The sequence below is a fragment of the Caulobacter sp. FV2ye17ST genome (genome assembly GCF_058680955.1).
Genome location: NZ_CM178727.1, coordinates 3,460,547 through 3,476,789 on the forward strand (window position 1 = coordinate 3,460,547; position 16,243 = coordinate 3,476,789).

Consider the following 16,243-nt stretch of genomic DNA (forward strand, 5'->3'; position numbering starts at 1 on the left):
CGCTAGCGTCTAATTATGATCGAGGACGCCCCGCCCCAACGGGGCGTCCCCCTGTCAGGCGCGAGCGCCCGCGAAAATGACCTTCAGTTGATCTGAAAGTCGCGCGAGCAACGCTTCCACCGTCCAGCCGTCAAAGACGGCTCGGCGATAGTTTGCGACATACACGTCCCAAGTCATTTCAGCCAAGAGCTTTGCATCGATGCCGCTCTTCAGCTGACCCTGATCGATGCCACGCTGGGTGACTTCGCCGATCAGGCGGAAGATGTGCTTGAGATCCGCGCGCGAGCGACGCTCGGCGGCCTCGGTGCGCGTCCACGACACGGCGATACTGGCGCGCAGCAGCGGCAGTTGGTCGACATGGAAGTTATAGGCGACGCCAAACAGACCCAGAAGAGCCTCGTCGACGGTGGCGGCGGCGCGGGCGGCCTGAACCATCTGCGCGTAGATCACTTCGTAGTCGGCGGTCAGGATTTCGTCGAACAACTCGGTCTTGTCGGCGAAGCTGGCGAACACCGCTCCGGTCGACATGCCGGCGGCCTGGGCGATATCGCGAATGGTCGCGCCTTCATAGCCGCGCTCGCTGAACAGACGACGGGCGGCCGACAGGACGCGTTCGCGCGTACGCTGCTTGGCCAGGGCCCGGCGGGTCAGCTTGACGGGGGCGTCGGTGGCCGACTCGATATTGACGGATACAAAGCTCATGCGGCGGCCTCCAGTCGAGCGAGGGCCGCCTCGGCGCGCTTCTCGAACTCGGTACAATATTCATCGACGACATTCTGAAGAACGTCGGCATAGCGGCGCGCCAGATGGCGGCCATCCTGCGCGGCGTCGCGCAGGTCGGTGATCAGCTGGCGGACTTCCGCCATGGCGTCTTCGCGTTCGGACGCGGAGAACGCGGCGACGGCTATAGCGGCCTTTGCCATTCTGTTTTCTCCTGCCTCCCCGCTGGGGATGAGCGTTGAACGATCTGCGGTGAGGAGGTGATCATGTTCAACGAACGCATACTGGAAAAATCGAAGCGGGGGCCATATCGCCCTACTGATGGGATTGCAACCGCTAGACAAAACTAAAATCGCCGAACGTCGGCTGGTTTTTTCTATATATGCGGCCAGTTGCATATTACCAGTGCGACAAATGCACTCAACGAACCAGTTCGACGAATTCGCTCATCGGACACCGTTTCGCGAAGGCGAAGCGTTGTGGCCAAGCGCCCGTAGAACGCCTATCCTCAAGCTATGGATAAACTCTTCGACTTCCTCGTTCCGGCCGCGCTCCTGGCGGTGCTTCTGGCGCTCAGCGGCGGACTCTATGCGCTGTTCCGGGGCGGTGATTTCGGCCGCTCCTACTCCAACAAGCTGATGCGCCTTCGCGTGGTGCTGCAGTTCGCGGCGATCATCGTGCTGGTGGCCGCATATTGGTGGCGCACGCGCTAAGATGCGATAACGGCGGTCTGCGACCCATGGTCACGCTCAACAAGATCTACACCCGCACGGGTGATGGCGGCTCGACCCGTCTGGCCACCGGAGCGCCCGTCAGCAAGGCTTCGCTGAGGGTCGACGCCTATGGCGGCGTCGATGAAACCAACGCCTTTCTGGGCGTGGCGCGACAACACACCGCACACGATCCTCAGCTCGACGCCATGCTGGAGCGCATCCAGAATGACCTGTTCGACCTGGGCGCGGATCTGGCCACGCCTGAGCAAGACGAAAAGCCCGCCTGGGAGCCCCTGCGAGTCGTCGAGAGCCAGGTCGAGCGCCTCGAGCAGGAAATTGACCGCCTGAACAGCGAGCTCTCGGCCCTGACCTCGTTCGTCCTACCGGCCGGATCGCCGGCCTCGGCCGCCCTGCATGTGGCCCGCACCGTCTGCCGCCGCGCCGAGCGCGCGGTGGTGCACTTGTCGGAAATCGAGGGCGAAGTCGTCGGGCAGCCGGCGCTGAAATATCTCAACCGCCTGTCTGACCTGCTGTTCGTCGCGGCCCGCTGGGCCAACGAAAAGGGCGGAGCCGACGTGCTCTGGAAGCCTGGCGCGACGCGCTAGACCCTATTTCTTCTCGGGCGCGGCCGGGGTCGCGGGAGCGGGTCGCTCGTTGTTGATCGGCGGCACGTTGGCCGGACGGCGCGTCAGGGTCTCGATCGAATAGACCGTGCCGCACTTGAGCCAGCGCCCGGCCCAGGCCCCACCGCGCGCCTCGCAGCGGTCCTTGGGCCAGACCCAAAGGTAATGATAGCCGAAAACGCCGACGCTGCTGGCCAGGAACAGGCCGACGAAGATGATTTTCAGGCGATTGATGGTGCGGTTCATGGCCCGGCTGTTTAGTGGCCGACCGCAAGGCTGACCAGCCCTTTCGCGCGGATGGCGCATACGCCGGCGGACGCCCCCGGCGAAGTATCGTACAGTTGTTTGAACCCTGTGCGTGGCAAAGCTTTACGCTTACGCCAAGGGAAACTTGCGTTGCGGTGCAAAAAGGGTAATCCCGTGCCCACGCAGGAGAAAACGCAGCCTGGAGGCGTGAAACCCGATGAAGGTCCTAGTCCCGGTTAAACGGGTTATCGATTACAACGTGAAGGTTCGCGTCAAGGCGGACCAGACGGGCGTCGATCTGGCGAACGTCAAGATGTCCATGAATCCCTTCTGTGAGATCGCGGTCGAAGAAGCCGTGCGTCTGAAGGAAAAGGGCGTGGCGACCGAGGTCGTCATCGTCAGCATCGGTCCGGCTCAAGCCCAGGAAACGATCCGCACCGCCCTGGCCATGGGCGGCGACCGCGGCATCCTGGTCACCACCGACGCAGATCCCGAGCCCCTGGCCGTGGCCAAGCTGCTGGCCGCCGTCATCGGCGAAGAGCAACCGGGCCTGGTCCTGATGGGCAAGCAGGCGATCGACGGCGACAACAACGCCGTCGGCCAGATGCTTTCGGCCCTGCTCGGCTGGCCGCAGGCCACCTACGCCTCGGCCATCGAAGTCTCGGGCTCGACCGCCAAGGTCACGCGCGAAGTCGACGGCGGCCTGCAGACCCTGGATGTGGACCTGCCCGCCGTGATCACCGCCGACCTGCGCCTCAACGAGCCGCGCTACGCCTCGCTGCCCAACATCATGAAGGCCAAGAAGAAGGAGATCGTCAGCAAGACGGTCGCTGACTACGGCGTCGATATCGCGCCGCGCCTGAAGGTGCTCAAGGTCGCCGAGCCCGCCAAGCGCTCGGCCGGCATCAAGGTGGAAACCGCCGCCGATCTGGTGGCCAAGCTCAACCTCGCGGGAGTGCTCTAGATGGCTGTTCTCGTCGTCGCCGATAACGACAACGCGCATCTGCGCGATGGCACCCACAAGACCGTCACCGCCGCCCTGAAGCTTTCGGGCGATGTGGATGTTCTGGTGCTGGGCCACAACGCCAAGGCCGTGGCCGACGCGGCCGCCAAGATCACCGGCGTCCGCAAGGTGCTGCTGGCCGATAGCGCCGCCCTGGGTCATGGCGTGGCGGAAGCGGAAGCTGACGCCGTGCTGGCCCTGGCCGGCAACTACGATGCGATCCTCGTGCCGGCCACCTCGGGCGGCAAGAACTTCGCGCCGCGCGTCGCCGCCAAGCTGGACGTCGCCCCGATCAGCGAGATCGTGGAAGTCGTCTCGGCCGACACCTTCGTTCGCCCGATCTATGCCGGCAACGCCCTCGAAACCGTCCAGTCGTCGGACGCCAAGAAGGTGATCACCGTCCGTCCGACCGCCTTCGCGGCGGCCGAAGAAGGCGGCTCGGCTCCGGTCGAGACCGTCAGCGGCGCGGAAGCCGGCAAGACCCGCTTCGTCAGCGAAGAGATGGTCAAGTCGGACCGTCCGGAACTGGCCGCGGCCAAGATCGTCGTCTCCGGCGGTCGCGCCATGGGTTCGGCCGAAGAGTTCCAGCGGGTCATCGAGCCCCTGGCCGACAAGCTGGGCGCCGCCGTCGGCGCCTCGCGCGCTGCGGTCGATGCGGGCTACGCCCCCAACGACTATCAGGTCGGCCAGACCGGCAAGGTCGTGGCTCCGGCCCTGTATGTCGCCATCGGCATCTCGGGCGCCATCCAGCACCTGGCCGGCATGAAGGACAGCAAGATCATCGTCGCGATCAACAAGGACAGCGACGCTCCGATCTTCCAGGTCGCCGACTTCGGCCTGGTCGCTGACTACAAGACCGCCGTGCCCGAACTGATGGACGCGCTGGCCGCGGCCGGAAAGTAGGCTTCGGCTGAAGACGAACAAGGAAAAGGCCCGGAGGCGACTCCGGGCCTTTTCTGTTGGGCGGGGCGGGCGTCGCTGTCATCGGCGCTGCAGGGTCGAGGAGGCCATGGCGATCTGGCGCGGGGTCTCGGGGCGGCCGATCTTGGCCGTCGCATAGGGGGCCAGCAGATAGGCCTGATCGCGCTGCCAGCGCAGATCGTCGAGCGGCCGGGCCGGATGTCCGGCGGCCAGGAAAACGGCGAGCGTCAGCGCGCCCGCAACAAGCAGGATCTTCATCTCGTCACCTTTCGGGGAGGGTGTTGGAAAGAGCGGCGCCGAGGAGACAATCGCGCCAACCGCCTCCGGAAACCAACGATCTCTATTGGTCCAGCTTGTGAGCTGAACTAACATGCCAGGCATGCGCCTGCCCCCCTTCTCGACCCTGACGGCCCTGGAGGCCGCCGCCCGTCATCGCAGCTACAGCCGCGCGGCCGACGAGCTGTTCGTCACCCACGGCGCGGTCAGCCAGCAGATCCGCAAGCTGGAGGACGAGCTGGGCGTTCGCCTGTTCCTGCGCCAGGGCAACCGGATGGAGCCCACCGTCACCGGAGCGGCCCTGGCGGCGAGCGTCACCGAGGCCCTGGCCGGCCTGAAGCGCGGCGTGCAGGCCGCGCGCAACGCCGCCTGCGGGCCGATCGTGCTCAGCACAGGGGCGGCCTTCGCCACCCGCTGGCTGGTCACCCGCCTGGCCCGGGTCTCGGCGGAGACCGGTGAACTGGACCTGACCGTACGGGTCGAGGACCGGGTGTCGGACCTCTCCACCGACGGGGCCGACGTCGCCCTGCGCTTTGGCGTCGGCCCCTGGCCCGGCCTGGACTCTGTGCGCCTGCTCAGCGAGCGCCTGTTCCCGGTGTGCAGCCCTGCTCTCCTCAAGCGCCACCCGATCAACCGGCCCGAGGACCTGCTGAACGCGCCCCTGCTGCGCCACACCGCCCTGCCGTGGAGCGCCTGGTTCCACGCCATGGGCCTGCCGATGCCCGAATTGCCGCCCAGCCTGGGCTTTGACGACACCTCGATGATGCTGGACGCGGCGGCCCAGGGACTCGGCGTCGCCCTGGCCCGCAGCGGCCTGTCCGAACGCGACATCCGCGATGGACGACTGGTCCGCCCGCTGGAAGGCGAGGTCGACATCGATACCGGCCACCACTTTGTCTGGCGCGCCGACAACCCCAAGCTGGCGCGGCTGCTCAAGCTGCGCGACTGGTTCGTGGCCGAGACGGCGGACGGCCGGGGCAAGTGAGCCCCCTTCCCCCTCGATGGGGGAAGGGTTGGGGATGGGGGTGAAAGCGGTTCAGGATGGGGCTCCGACGGTGTGAAATCGTCTGGCGGGGTCACCCCCATCCCCGCCCTTCCCCCATCAAAGGGGGAAGGGAGAGGACACGGCTTCTCAGCCTCACGCGGCATGAGCCGCTGAAGGGGTTGGGGAGGCGCGAAGCGGCCGGGGCGAACCCGGATGACCGTGATGTTGTTTGTGCGTTTCGGCTCGACCTGTCCGCTTCGCAGAAGCTGTTCTTGCGTGAGGATCGGGCCAAGCGAGCGTCTTTCAGCTCTGATACCCAAGAGCCCCCGTACGGGCGCGCATCCCGTCGATCGGCTAACCGTCTCGACGCCGACGATGCGCGATAGGCGGGTTTACGATCCCTCGCCCTCTTCGACCCGCGTTCACCCGGCCGACAAGCCACTCAGCGTTTGGTCCGTCCTTCTGAGACAGCCCGCACACCTCGACCCGCCTTCCAGGGCGTCGCGGCCCCGCTCAGCTCCATCCCCATCGCCGCCTTGGGCCGGTACCACGCGCCCTCCCCATGCGACGGGGACAGCTATGAGAATACGGCCGGTTTGAGCTCCGAGGATTGGCGCGATCAACTATTTTATAAGTGTTTGATCAGGCTAGAGTTTGCTCTGAAAAGAACGGGGATAAACTGCGCGCTATCCCCATTCCCTCAGCCCTCTCCTCTCAGTCAAAGGACAGGCCGCCCCGACGGTCAGGCCGCGCCCTGAAACCCATGGAGGCGAGCTTGCTCTGGCTGAGGGTCTCGTCAAGGACCGCCTCTGGCGGCCGCGTCGCGGCGACGCTCCGCGTCGTCCTTGACGAGACCCTCAGCCAGAGCTCCAATTCCACCAAGGGTTTTAGGGCGGGTTCCCGCGACGGTTCCCGAGTAAACTTGGAGATTTCAGCCAGCGATTTCGCCCCAAGAGCGGACTTTGAAGTCTGTGCGGAAAGCTGACATTCGCCGCCGCTGTTCAGGCTAGTGTTGCGGTAGCCTACGACTTGCAGGCCGTAACGATGCGGGCACAAATTTGGAGACGATCTACGAGAGCTGAAGGTCTGCAGTAGAATGATGCCAGAGAGCTATGAAGGAGGGAGATGCGTGCCGGAGAGAGACCTTGCGGACAATCCGCCAACGGACGAATTGAGCCCTGAGAAGGCGGGACCAGGATCCGGCACGTTCGGCCTACTGCTGTGGGCGCTAGTTGTCATCGCGCTGATCGTAATCGGCACAGTCGGCTACGCCGTTCTGAAGGCAACGGATCTTGCAGGATACGGGCAACGTGGTGATTTCTTCGGGGGCTTCCTGAACCCAATACTCACGTTCCTGACCTTCCTTACCCTCTTGGTGACCTTGGCTCTCCAGCGCAGCGAGCTCATTGAATCGCGCGTCCAGTTCACTCGATCGGCGGATGCGCTCTCGAAGCAGAACGTCCAATCGAGCTTCTATCAGCTCCTCTCCATCCACAACCAGATCATCGAGGGAATGTCGGTCGTAGATCCGGCACGTGCAGAGACAGGCCGGGTCCATGGCCGGGAGGTGTTCCGCGTCATCTACAGCGATCTGCGCCGAACTCACCGGGATGCACAGAGAAAAAACAATCTCCGTCAAGATGAGCGCAGCCTGTTAAAAAGATCATATGGGAAGGTTTACAGAAATCACCAGGAATTATTGGGACACTATTTCCGTTACCTCTACAATACCATCCATCTACTGCAAGATAACGAGGAGCAAGACACCTACATAAAGCTCTTGCGAGCGATTCTTTCCGACCAGGAATTATTAGTCTTGTATTACAATGTCGTCGCGTCTGCTCCGGGGGAGAATTTTCGCCCACTCGCAGCTGATCACGAGCTCTTCGATAACATGCCGGCGCAGCTGCTAGAGGACGAGCACGCGACCTACATCGAGGCAAAAGCCTTTGGCCCGACTAGCTATGCAGACAGACGGGGCAAGCTGCTGGGCTACACGCCCGACGCTTCGATCGAAGAGGATGAGATCGAGCCAGCGCCAAGCGGAAGAATCGCAACCAGGAAAAAGCCGAACCCAGCGCCCAAAGGGAACCCAGCGCCCAAAGGATAACTTCTCAGCGCGCAACATTGCTGATGGCCCGGAGCGCCAATTGCCAACGTTGGCGCACCTCCAGGACCGCGCCATTTGGCATCACCGTTGGGCCATCCGACCCAATCCGCCCCTGCCCTTCTCGACGACGCGCGCACTTCGAAGTTGAGAAATGGCATTTCCTGGCCACAATGCGCCTATTGTCCGGCACAGTTCTGGATCGCGCGGACTCGGGGAGCCAATGTCACTGCCACCATTCCTCAACTCAACGGGGCTGATTGGAAAGATTTTCGAGAAGATTCAGCAAGCGAAAGTGCCGTCTCGATACACCCAGGACTTCCAGGCAACAGTTCTCGGTTTCGGTTCCGGTAGCGCTCGGCCCTTTATTCCCTTCCTAAAGCGTCTCGGTTTCATCCAGAGCGATGGAACCCCGACCGAGCTCTACACGCGGTTCCGCAACGCTGATAGCAGCGGGGCCGCTATGGCTGAGGCGATGCGTATCGGGTTCGCTGATATCTTCCAGAAAAACGAGTTTGCGAACAGCTTGACCGACGACAAGCTAAAGAACTTGGTGGTCGAGGTGACCGGCAAGGAACCAAGCGATGGCACGGTGGGAGCAATCGTAGGCAGCTTCAAAGCGTGTAAACAGCTCGCAGATTTCGATGCTGCTGACGCACCTAAGAGCAGTTCTTCTGCTCCGATCGAGCTGTCTAAGTCGTTGATAAAGCACGAGCCCCGGGCCTCTGCCGGCCACGACTTTCGCATTGCCTACACGATCAACATCAACCTGCCCGAGACGACAAACGTCGAGGTTTATAACGCGATCTTCGCGTCGATTAAGCAAAATCTTTTGAACAATGATTAGCTCGGAACGACTTAAGCTCTTCGCGCTCAACAACCTCGCCATTGAGGCCGCAATACAACGGGTCGAGCGCGAACATGACCTGGACCTAGGCCATCAGCCGCCACCTCAAGGAAAACTCGACGAGACGTACTACCCTCAATTCGACGAGAAGATCAGGCGAGAAGCTGCAGAAATGAGCGCACACTATCGTGTGTTCTATTGTTTAGAGAATTCCATCCGGTCGCTTATCACTGAAGTATTGTTAGAGAAGCACGGCGCAAGCTGGTGGAGTACGAAAGCCCCCGAGACGGTCAGAAATCACGTCGCGGCCACTCAGAAGAAGGAACGGGAGTCTGGTATCGCCGTACGGTCACAGGAGCCAATCGACTTCACGACGTTTGGCGAGCTTGGTGAGATAATTAAATCAAACTGGGTCGATTTCAGCGATATTTTCCAGGACATCAAAGCTCTTGAGAAGGTAATCGCCACGCTCAATGTGCTGCGTGGACCGATCGCCCACTGCAAGCCACTTGCAGAAGACGAAGTTGTACGACTTCACCTGTCGGTCCGAGACTGGTTCAGATCCATGGGTTAGGCAGGTGCAGTGTATTGCTGACGCTCGCCACCAGCCCTGCGCCAGGACTGGTCTTGTGCCGACGACGTCATAGCCACCGCCCGACAGCGGCCCCTCGAAGGCCTGATAAGAGTCAGGCTTGGTCGGCGCCGGCGCCGTTAGCGCCCAGAAGCGGACCTTCCGAGTCTCACCAAAAAGGCCCGGCGCTTACGCGCCGGGCCTTCTGATCTCTTCCTTCTCCCCATGCGGGAGAAGGTTTCGCCGTCAGGCGACGAGTCGCGCGGACGGTTCTGAGAAACCCCTCATCCGTCCGCTGCGCGGCCACCTTCTCCCACAAGGGGAGAAGGAAACCCTAGTCCTTGGCGCGTTCCTGATACGAGTTGTCCTCGGTCAGGATCACCACCCGCACGCCCACGGCGATATAGGGCGGCACGGTGGTCTTGATGCCGTTGCTGAGCAGGGCCGGCTTGTAGGACGAGCTGGCGGTCTGGCCCTTCACCGACGGTTCGGTGTCGACGACTTCCAGGATCATGGTGCGCGGCAGTTCGATGGCGATCGGGATGTCGTTGTGGGTCGACAGCTGGACCGTCATGTTCTCCTGCAGATACGGCGCGGCGTCGCCGATCACGTCGGCGGTGGCCACGACCTGGTCGTAGTTTTCCGGGTTCATGAAGTGGAAGCCCTCGCCGTCCTGGTACAGGAAGGTGTGGTCGCGCTGGTCGACGAAGGCGCGCTCGACCTGCTCGGTGGTGCGGTAGCGTTCCGAAACCTTCACGCCGTCAGAGATGCGGCGCATGTTCAGCTGGGTCACCGGGGTGCCCTTGCCGGGGTGGATGTTGTCGACGGTCAGAACGACATAGAGCTTGCCGTCCATGTCGACGACGGCGCCCTTGCGGAGCGAGCTGGCGGCTACCTTCACTTCGTGAGTCCTTAGGCTTTCCGGGCGCTGCCCGGAGAGCCGCCCGAATGGAGTAGAGATCTTGTGACCGCCCTCCTATAGCGAACGCGGCAAGATCGCCAGTCTCTACTATGCGGAGCCCCCGTGGCTGCTGACGCACCCTCCCCCCCCAGGTCGCCATGGTGGACCCCTTCGGTCCACGCCGATCGCCGGCCTTTCCTGCTGGCGCGCAACGCCATCACCCGCGCCGTGCGCGGCTGGTTCGAGGCTCAGGGCTTCGTCGAGGTCGAGGCCGCGGCCCTGCAGGTGTCGCCGGGCAATGAGGCTCACCTTCACGCTTTCCAGACCACGATGCTGAGCCTGGCCGGCGAGCCGGACCAGACCTTCTATCTGCACACCTCGCCGGAATTTGCCTGCAAGAAACTGCTGGCGGCGGGCGAGGACAGGATCTTCGACTTCGCCCGGGTGTGGCGCAATCGCGAGCGCGGGCCCCTGCACCATCCCGAGTTCGTCATGCTGGAATGGTACCGGGCCGGCGCGCCGTACGAGACGCTGATGGACGACTGCGCGACCCTGCTGGCCATCGCCGCCGAGACGGTCGGGACCAAGACCTTCGCGTTCCGGGGCATGGACTGCGATCCTTTCGCCAAGCCCGAGCGGCTGAGCGTGGCGCAGGCCTTCGACCGTCACGCCGGCGTTGATCTGCTGGCCAGCCTGGACGCGAACGGCCAGACCGACCGCGACGCCCTGGCCGCCTCGGCGAAGGCGGCGGGGATCCGGGTGGCCGACGACGACAGCTGGGCCGACGTGTTCAGCCGGGTGATCGTCGAGAAGGTCGAGCCGAAGCTGGGTCAGGGCCGCGCCACGATCCTGTGCGAATATCCGGTGGCCGAGGCGGCCCTGGCGCGCCCCAAGCCGGGCGATCCGCGCGTGGCCGAACGCTTCGAGCTCTATGCCTGCGGCGTCGAGCTGGCCAACGCCTTCGGCGAACTCACCGACCCCGCCGAGCAGCGCCGCCGCTTCGTCGCCGAGATGGACGAGAAGGCGCGGATCTACGGCGAGCGCTATCCGATCGACGAGGACTTCCTGGCCGCGCTGGAGATCATGCCCGAGGCCTCCGGGTCTGCGCTGGGCTTTGACCGGCTGGTGATGCTGGCGGCCGGGGCGAGCCGGGTGGATCAGGTGATGTGGGTTCCGGTGGCCTAGCCCCAAGCGGGGCAGAATTTGCGCGGCCGGCCATTTTGCCCCATATCCCGCCCCTCCATGCCCCCCGCCAACACCCTCCGCAGCGCGGCCGCCCTGGCCGACGCCGGCCTGATCGCTCCCGAACGGCTGCCGGCCCTCGAGCGCGTGGCGGCGCAATACGCGGTGGCGATCACCGCCGACATGGCCGCCCTGATCGAGCCGGCCAACGAAGCCGACCCCATCGCCCGTCAGTTCGTGCCCCAGACCGCCGAGCTGGTCAGCGCGCCGGGCGAGGATCCCGATCCGATCGGCGACCTGACCCACAGCCCGGTCGAGGGGATCGTCCATCGTTACCCCGACCGCGTGCTGCTCAAGCCCACCCACACCTGCGCGGTCTATTGCCGGTTCTGTTTCCGCCGCGAGATGGTCGGGCCCGAGGGGCTGAAGACCCTGTCGCCGGCCGAGCTGGACGCGGCCTTCGCCTACATCGCCGCGCGCCCCGAAATCTGGGAAGTCATCATCACCGGCGGCGATCCGCTGGTGCTGTCGCCCCGTCGCCTGCGCGACATCGGCGAACGGCTGGCGAAGATCGAGCATGTGAAAGTGGTTCGCTTTCACACGCGCGTGCCCGCCGTCGATCCGGCGGCGATCACGGACGATATGGTTGCGGCGCTGAAGGCCTCGGGCAAGGCGGTCTATGTCGCCCTGCACGCCAACCACGCCCGCGAGCTGACGACGCAGGCCCGCGCCGCCTGCGCCCGGATCGTGGATGCGGGCATCCCGATGATCAGCCAGACCGTGCTGCTGGCCGGGATCAACGATGATCCGGCGACCCTGAGCGCCCTGATGCGGGCCTTCGTCGAGACGCGGATCAAGCCCTACTATCTGCACCATCACGACTATGCGCCCGGCACCGCCCACCTGCGCACCTCGATTGAGGCGGGGCAGAGCCTGATGAAGGCGCTGCGCGGAACCGTCTCGGGCCTGTGCCAGCCGACCTATATCCTCGACATCCCCGGCGGGCACGGAAAGGTCCCGGTGGGCCCCGCCTATCTGGACGACGGGACGGTGGAAGACCCTCAGGGCCGGCCTCATCCCTATCCGCCCGCCGGATAGCGCGACAGATCCCCGCTGCGTCGCAGCAAAGTCTGGACGAGGCCGTGGTTTCTCGTGCTAGAAACGTCGCCACAATCGAGGGCGCGGACTTGAAGTCCAGCCGCCATATCAAGCGAAGGCTTGGCGTTCATGAGTGAAATCAAGTCTGTCGGCGTAATCGGCGCTGGCCAGATGGGCTGTGGCATCGCGCATGTCTGCGCGCTGGCGGGCTATGACGTTCTGCTGCACGACGTGACGCGCGACCGCATTGACGCGGGCCTGGCGCTGATCGAGAAGAACCTGGCCCGCCAGGTGGGCCGCGGCATCATCGATGAAGCGGCCATGGCCGGAGCCCTTTCGCGCATCAAGCCCGCCGAGGGCCTGGACGCGGTGGGCCAGACCGACCTGGCCATCGAGGCGGCGACCGAGAACGAAGAGACCAAGAAGGCCATCTTCCGCAGCCTGCAGCCGCACCTGAAGCCCGACACCCTGCTGGCCTCGAACACCTCGTCGATCTCGATCACGCGACTGGCCTCGGCCACCGACCGCCCCGAGCGGTTCATCGGCCTGCACTTCATGAACCCGGTCCCGCTGATGAAGCTGGTCGAGATCATTCGCGGCATCGCCACCGACGTGCCCACCTACGAGACCGCGGTGGCCTTCGCCAAGTCGCTGGGCAAGATCACCAGCAACGCCGAGGACTTCCCGGCCTTCATCGTCAACCGCGTGCTGGTGCCGATGATCAACGAGGCGATCTACACCCTGTACGAGGGCGTGGGCACGGTCGACGCCATCGACACCGCCATGAAGCTGGGCGCCAACCATCCGATGGGCCCGCTGGAACTGGGCGACTTCATCGGCCTGGACACCGTGCTGAGCATCATGAACGTGCTGCACGAGGGCCTGGCCGACAGCAAGTATCGCCCCTGTCCGCTGCTGGTGAAGTATGTGGAAGCCGGCTGGCTTGGCAAGAAGGCCGGTCGCGGCTTCTACGACTATCGCGGCGAGACGCCGGTTCCGACGCGGTAGGGCGGCGGTATTGGGTTACCAGAAAGTTGTGATATTGTAGCTCGCGATCCAGGGGTCGCGAGTCACCAGTGTCGCGCCGTGCCGCTCGGCCTGAGCCACTAACAAGCGATCCCAGGGATCGCGATGAATCAGAGGAAGCCGCGCCGCGTCGCGCGCGTCTTCCCACGAGATACCGACCCAACTGAAGCCTTGGACTTTGACGACCTGATCGAGATCCGTAGGCATCCGCTGAAGCTCGGGATCGCGCGGCCGCTTGTATTCGATTTCATAGGCCGCTACGGCGCTGACCAGAACTTCGTTTTCCGCGTCCGAAATGACGTCGAGCGCTCGCGCCGACAGTCTGGAGCGATCCACCAGGCTCCAAATGAAGGCGTGCGTATCGAGCAGCAGGCGCATGACTGGAGCCTCACAGGGTCACCCACTTGAAATCGTGGCCCTCGACCTGTCGCTCCTAAAAACTGAAAGGATCAGTTTTTAGGAGCCAACTCCTCATCCGGGAAAATGGGGTTATCCATCTCGGCCTCAAGTTCGGGATCGGGCCCTATAAACAGGTCGTCTGGAAGTTTGAGATTGAGATGTTCCCAGACCCCCAGTTGCCGCCGCCCCTTCGGGGCGGTGGGTTGAGGGGGCATTACGAGGGCTACGGTCTCACCATCTCGCGTCAGCAGTACGTCCTCGCCAGCTTCCATGCGGGCGACGAGCTCGGCGAGGGCCGACTGGTTTCCGATGTCGAACCGGATCGTCATGTCTCCCAGCCTAGCACAAAGCCAGACTGCCGACGACTCCCCCTACCCCGCCCCCATCGCCACGGCGATATGATAGGTCGCGAACGAGGCCAGATAGGCCAGGCCGGTCATGTACAGGAACATCACCGTCGGCCAGGTCCAGCCATTGGTCTCGCGCTTGACCACACCCAGGGTCGCCGCGCACTGCGGGGCGAAGATGTACCAGGCCAGGAACGACAGGGCGGTCGCCAGCGACCACTGCTTGGCCAGCAGGCCGCCCAGGGCGGTGCCGGCCTCGTCGTCGCCGCCGACGGCATAGACGGTGCCCAGCGCCGCCACGGCCACTTCGCGCGCCGCGAAGCCCGGGATCAGGGCCACAGTCATCTGCCAGTTGAAGCCGATGGGGGCCATGACCGGGGCGATGAAGTGGCCGATGCGGCCGGCGAAGCTGTAGTCGATGGCCGGCCCCGTCGCGCCCTCGGGCGGATAGGGGAAGGTCGACAGCACCCAGACCAGCACCATCAGCGGCAGGATGATGCGGCCGGCGCGGCTGATGAAGATGCGGGCGCGAGTCCACAGGTTCATCAGCACGTTGCGCGGCTCGGGCCAGCGATAGGTCGGCAGCTCCATCATGAACGGCTCGACCGTGCCGCGCCAGAAGACCCGGCGGATCACGAACGACACCAGCAGCGCGCTGACGATGCCGCTGGCATAGAGCCCGAACATCACCAGGCCCGGCAGGCTCAGAAAGCCCCAGACGGTGGTGTGCGGGATGAAGGCGGCGATGATCAGGGTGTAGACCGGTATGCGCGCCGAGCAGGTCATCAGGGGGGCCACCAGGATGGTGGTCAGGCGGTCATGTTTGTTGTCGATCACCCGCGTCGACATGATCCCCGGAATGGCGCAGGCGAAGCTGGACAGCAGCGGGATGAAGGCCCGGCCGTGCAGGCCCGCCCCGCCCATGATCTTGTCCATCAGGAAGGCCGCGCGAGCCATGTAGCCGCTGTCTTCCAGCAGCAGGATGAAGAAGAACAGGATCACGATCTGCGGCAGGAAGACCAGCACGCTGCCGACCCCGGCGATCAGGCCGTCGGTGATCAGGCTTTGCAGCAGGCCGTCGGGCAGGACGGCGGCGACCATGGCGCTGAGGCCCGCGAAGCCCGCCTCGATCAGGCCCATCAGGGGCTCGGCCCAGGTGAACACCGCCTGGAACATCACGAACAGCAACAGACCCAGGATCAGCAGGCCGGCCGCTGGATTGAGCAGCACGTCGTCGATCTTGCCAGTGATGGTGTCAGGCCGCTCGGGCGGCTTCACGCAGGCCTTGAATATGCGCTGGGCCTCGGCGTGAGCGGCGCGGATTTCGGCGGCGTCAGGCTCGCGCCAGGTGCTGGCGTGCTCGCCGGCGTGGCTGAGGGTCAGGGCCTCGGCCTGGGTGATCAGGTCCTCCAGGCCGCGCTTGCGGGTCGCCACGGTGGTGACGATCGGTGCGCCGACCTCGGCGCGCAGCTTTTCCAGGTCGATGCGCAGGCCCTGGCGCTGGGCGATGTCGTACATGTTCAGCGCCAGCACGAAGGGCCGGCCGACCTGCTTGAGCTCCAGCGCCAGACGCAGCACGAGGCGCAGATTGGTGGCGTCGGCGACGCAGATCAGCACGTCGGGCGCGGCCTCGCCGGTCAAGCGTCCCAGGATGGCGTCGCGGGTGACGACCTCGTCGGGGCTGCGGGCGCGCAGGGAATAGGTGCCGGGCAGGTCGAGGATGCGCAGGGTCCGGCCGGCGGACGTGGTCAGAACGCCTTCCTTCCGCTCGACGGTGACGCCGGCATAGTTGGCGACCTTCTGGCGACTGCCGGTCAGGGCGTTGAACAGGGCGGTCTTGCCGGAATTGGGATTGCCGACCAGGGCGATACGCGCCGGGTGCAGGATAGTGGTGTCAGAGGTCAAGACTGGGTTCCGTCGAACTGCACGGTGACGGCGCCGGCCTCACGCCGGCGCAGGGCCACGCGGGTGTCGTCCACCCGCACGGCGATGGGGTCGCGGCCGAACAGGCCCTCGTGCAGGACCTCGACTCGCGCGCCCTCGACGAAGCCCATCTCCAGCAGGCGTCGCTCCAGTTCCTCGGCCTCGACGGCCTCGGCCGCGCCGGTCTGGCCGGTGACGCTGACGATCACGCCCCGGTCGCCGCGTGAGGCCTCGCCCAGCGAGCGCGCGGGGGGCCTGTGGGCAAGATCGGCGTCAAGGCCGGAAACCAGGGCAAGACCGTCGGACATCGGGACTCCCGCGAAAACTTGCGAGTGATTATCAGTCCAGGACGGTG

The 16,243-nt window shown here is 64.5% G+C and carries 20 protein-coding genes; 11 read left to right on the plus strand and 9 right to left on the minus strand.

The window, feature by feature from the left end; translation table 11 throughout:
• Positions 1–54 precede the first annotated feature (54 nt).
• Together ACW17V_RS16505 and ACW17V_RS16510 are read right to left on the minus strand one after the other, a co-directional pair.
• Positions 55–702: a TetR family transcriptional regulator gene (locus tag ACW17V_RS16505; RefSeq protein ID WP_492106140.1), complete on the minus strand. Its 648-nt coding sequence runs from the start codon at positions 700–702 to the stop codon at positions 55–57.
• Positions 699–923, minus strand: a complete 225-nt coding sequence (locus ACW17V_RS16510) for a CC0731 family SpdR-regulated protein (protein WP_492106141.1) — start codon at positions 921–923, stop codon at positions 699–701. The genes ACW17V_RS16505 and ACW17V_RS16510 overlap by 4 nt, the downstream gene beginning before the upstream one ends.
• A gap of 312 nt (positions 924–1,235) precedes the next feature.
• Between ACW17V_RS16510 and ACW17V_RS16515 the strand changes: the two genes are divergently transcribed.
• Positions 1,236–1,433: a twin transmembrane helix small protein gene (locus tag ACW17V_RS16515; RefSeq protein WP_492106142.1), complete on the plus strand. Its 198-nt coding sequence runs from the start codon at positions 1,236–1,238 to the stop codon at positions 1,431–1,433.
• Positions 1,434–1,459: 26 nt separating this feature from the next.
• A complete protein-coding gene (locus ACW17V_RS16520; RefSeq protein WP_492106143.1) occupies positions 1,460–2,038 on the plus strand; it encodes a cob(I)yrinic acid a,c-diamide adenosyltransferase in 579 nt (192 codons plus the stop codon).
• 3 nt (positions 2,039–2,041) lie between these two features.
• Here the strand turns inward: ACW17V_RS16520 and ACW17V_RS16525 are convergent, their stop codons facing one another.
• A complete protein-coding gene (locus ACW17V_RS16525) occupies positions 2,042–2,302 on the minus strand; it encodes a hypothetical protein (protein WP_492106144.1) in 261 nt (86 codons plus the stop codon).
• A gap of 217 nt (positions 2,303–2,519) precedes the next feature.
• On the opposite strand from ACW17V_RS16525, the gene ACW17V_RS16530 reads away from it, so the two are divergent.
• Positions 2,520–3,266, plus strand: coding sequence for an electron transfer flavoprotein subunit beta/FixA family protein (locus tag ACW17V_RS16530; RefSeq protein ID WP_492106145.1), 747 nt, complete (start codon positions 2,520–2,522; stop codon positions 3,264–3,266).
• On the plus strand, positions 3,267–4,208 hold the full coding sequence (locus ACW17V_RS16535) for an electron transfer flavoprotein subunit alpha/FixB family protein (protein ID WP_492106146.1): 942 nt from the start codon (positions 3,267–3,269) through the stop codon (positions 4,206–4,208).
• Between the two features lie 78 nt (positions 4,209–4,286).
• Here ACW17V_RS16535 and ACW17V_RS16540 read toward each other — a convergent pair whose 3' ends face one another.
• On the minus strand, positions 4,287–4,484 hold the full coding sequence (locus ACW17V_RS16540; RefSeq protein ID WP_492106147.1) for a hypothetical protein: 198 nt from the start codon (positions 4,482–4,484) through the stop codon (positions 4,287–4,289).
• Between the two features lie 121 nt (positions 4,485–4,605).
• Here ACW17V_RS16540 and ACW17V_RS16545 point away from each other — a divergent pair, with 121 nt between their 5' ends.
• The 4 genes from ACW17V_RS16545 (at position 4,606) to ACW17V_RS16560 (ending at position 9,015) form a co-directional block, all read left to right on the plus strand.
• The gene (locus ACW17V_RS16545; RefSeq protein WP_492106148.1) at positions 4,606–5,487 is read left to right on the plus strand and encodes a LysR substrate-binding domain-containing protein; all 882 of its coding nucleotides are present in this window, start codon (positions 4,606–4,608) and stop codon (positions 5,485–5,487) included.
• A 1,129-nt stretch (positions 5,488–6,616) separates the two neighbouring features.
• Complete coding sequence (locus ACW17V_RS16550; RefSeq protein WP_492106149.1) at positions 6,617–7,597, plus strand: putative phage abortive infection protein; 981 nt, start codon at positions 6,617–6,619, stop codon at positions 7,595–7,597.
• A 220-nt stretch (positions 7,598–7,817) separates the two neighbouring features.
• On the plus strand, positions 7,818–8,441 hold the full coding sequence (locus ACW17V_RS16555) for a DUF5343 domain-containing protein (protein ID WP_492106150.1): 624 nt from the start codon (positions 7,818–7,820) through the stop codon (positions 8,439–8,441).
• On the plus strand, positions 8,434–9,015 hold the full coding sequence (locus tag ACW17V_RS16560) for a Swt1 family HEPN domain-containing protein (RefSeq protein ID WP_492106151.1): 582 nt from the start codon (positions 8,434–8,436) through the stop codon (positions 9,013–9,015). Before ACW17V_RS16555 ends, ACW17V_RS16560 begins: the two co-directional genes overlap by 8 nt.
• 331 nt (positions 9,016–9,346) lie before the next feature.
• Here the strand turns inward: ACW17V_RS16560 and efp are convergent, their stop codons facing one another.
• Entirely contained in the window at positions 9,347–9,913 is a 567-nt protein-coding gene (gene efp, locus ACW17V_RS16565) for an elongation factor P (RefSeq protein WP_492106152.1), read from the minus strand.
• Positions 9,914–10,036: 123 nt separating this feature from the next.
• Between efp and epmA the strand changes: the two genes are divergently transcribed.
• From epmA to ACW17V_RS16580, 3 genes are all read left to right on the plus strand, one after another.
• Complete coding sequence (gene epmA, locus ACW17V_RS16570; RefSeq protein ID WP_492106153.1) at positions 10,037–11,098, plus strand: EF-P lysine aminoacylase EpmA; 1,062 nt, start codon at positions 10,037–10,039, stop codon at positions 11,096–11,098.
• Positions 11,099–11,155: 57 nt separating this feature from the next.
• Positions 11,156–12,193 (plus strand): lysine-2,3-aminomutase-like protein, encoded by a 1,038-nt coding sequence (locus ACW17V_RS16575; RefSeq protein WP_492106154.1) that lies wholly within the window; start codon positions 11,156–11,158, stop codon positions 12,191–12,193.
• 129 nt (positions 12,194–12,322) lie between these two features.
• On the plus strand, positions 12,323–13,201 hold the full coding sequence (locus ACW17V_RS16580) for a 3-hydroxybutyryl-CoA dehydrogenase (protein ID WP_492106155.1): 879 nt from the start codon (positions 12,323–12,325) through the stop codon (positions 13,199–13,201).
• A gap of 15 nt (positions 13,202–13,216) precedes the next feature.
• Here ACW17V_RS16580 and ACW17V_RS16585 read toward each other — a convergent pair whose 3' ends face one another.
• From ACW17V_RS16585 to ACW17V_RS16600, 4 genes are all read right to left on the minus strand, one after another.
• On the minus strand, positions 13,217–13,597 hold the full coding sequence (locus ACW17V_RS16585) for a type II toxin-antitoxin system VapC family toxin (protein WP_492106156.1): 381 nt from the start codon (positions 13,595–13,597) through the stop codon (positions 13,217–13,219).
• A 71-nt stretch (positions 13,598–13,668) separates the two neighbouring features.
• Positions 13,669–13,947 carry a type II toxin-antitoxin system Phd/YefM family antitoxin gene (locus ACW17V_RS16590; protein ID WP_492106157.1) on the minus strand — a complete coding sequence of 93 codons (279 nt, stop codon included), beginning with the start codon at positions 13,945–13,947 and terminating at the stop codon, positions 13,669–13,671.
• Positions 13,948–13,989: 42 nt separating this feature from the next.
• Complete coding sequence (gene feoB, locus ACW17V_RS16595; protein WP_492106158.1) at positions 13,990–15,870, minus strand: ferrous iron transport protein B; 1,881 nt, start codon at positions 15,868–15,870, stop codon at positions 13,990–13,992.
• A complete protein-coding gene (locus ACW17V_RS16600) occupies positions 15,867–16,196 on the minus strand; it encodes a FeoA family protein (RefSeq protein WP_492106159.1) in 330 nt (109 codons plus the stop codon). The genes feoB and ACW17V_RS16600 overlap by 4 nt, the downstream gene beginning before the upstream one ends.
• Positions 16,197–16,243 lie beyond the last annotated feature (47 nt).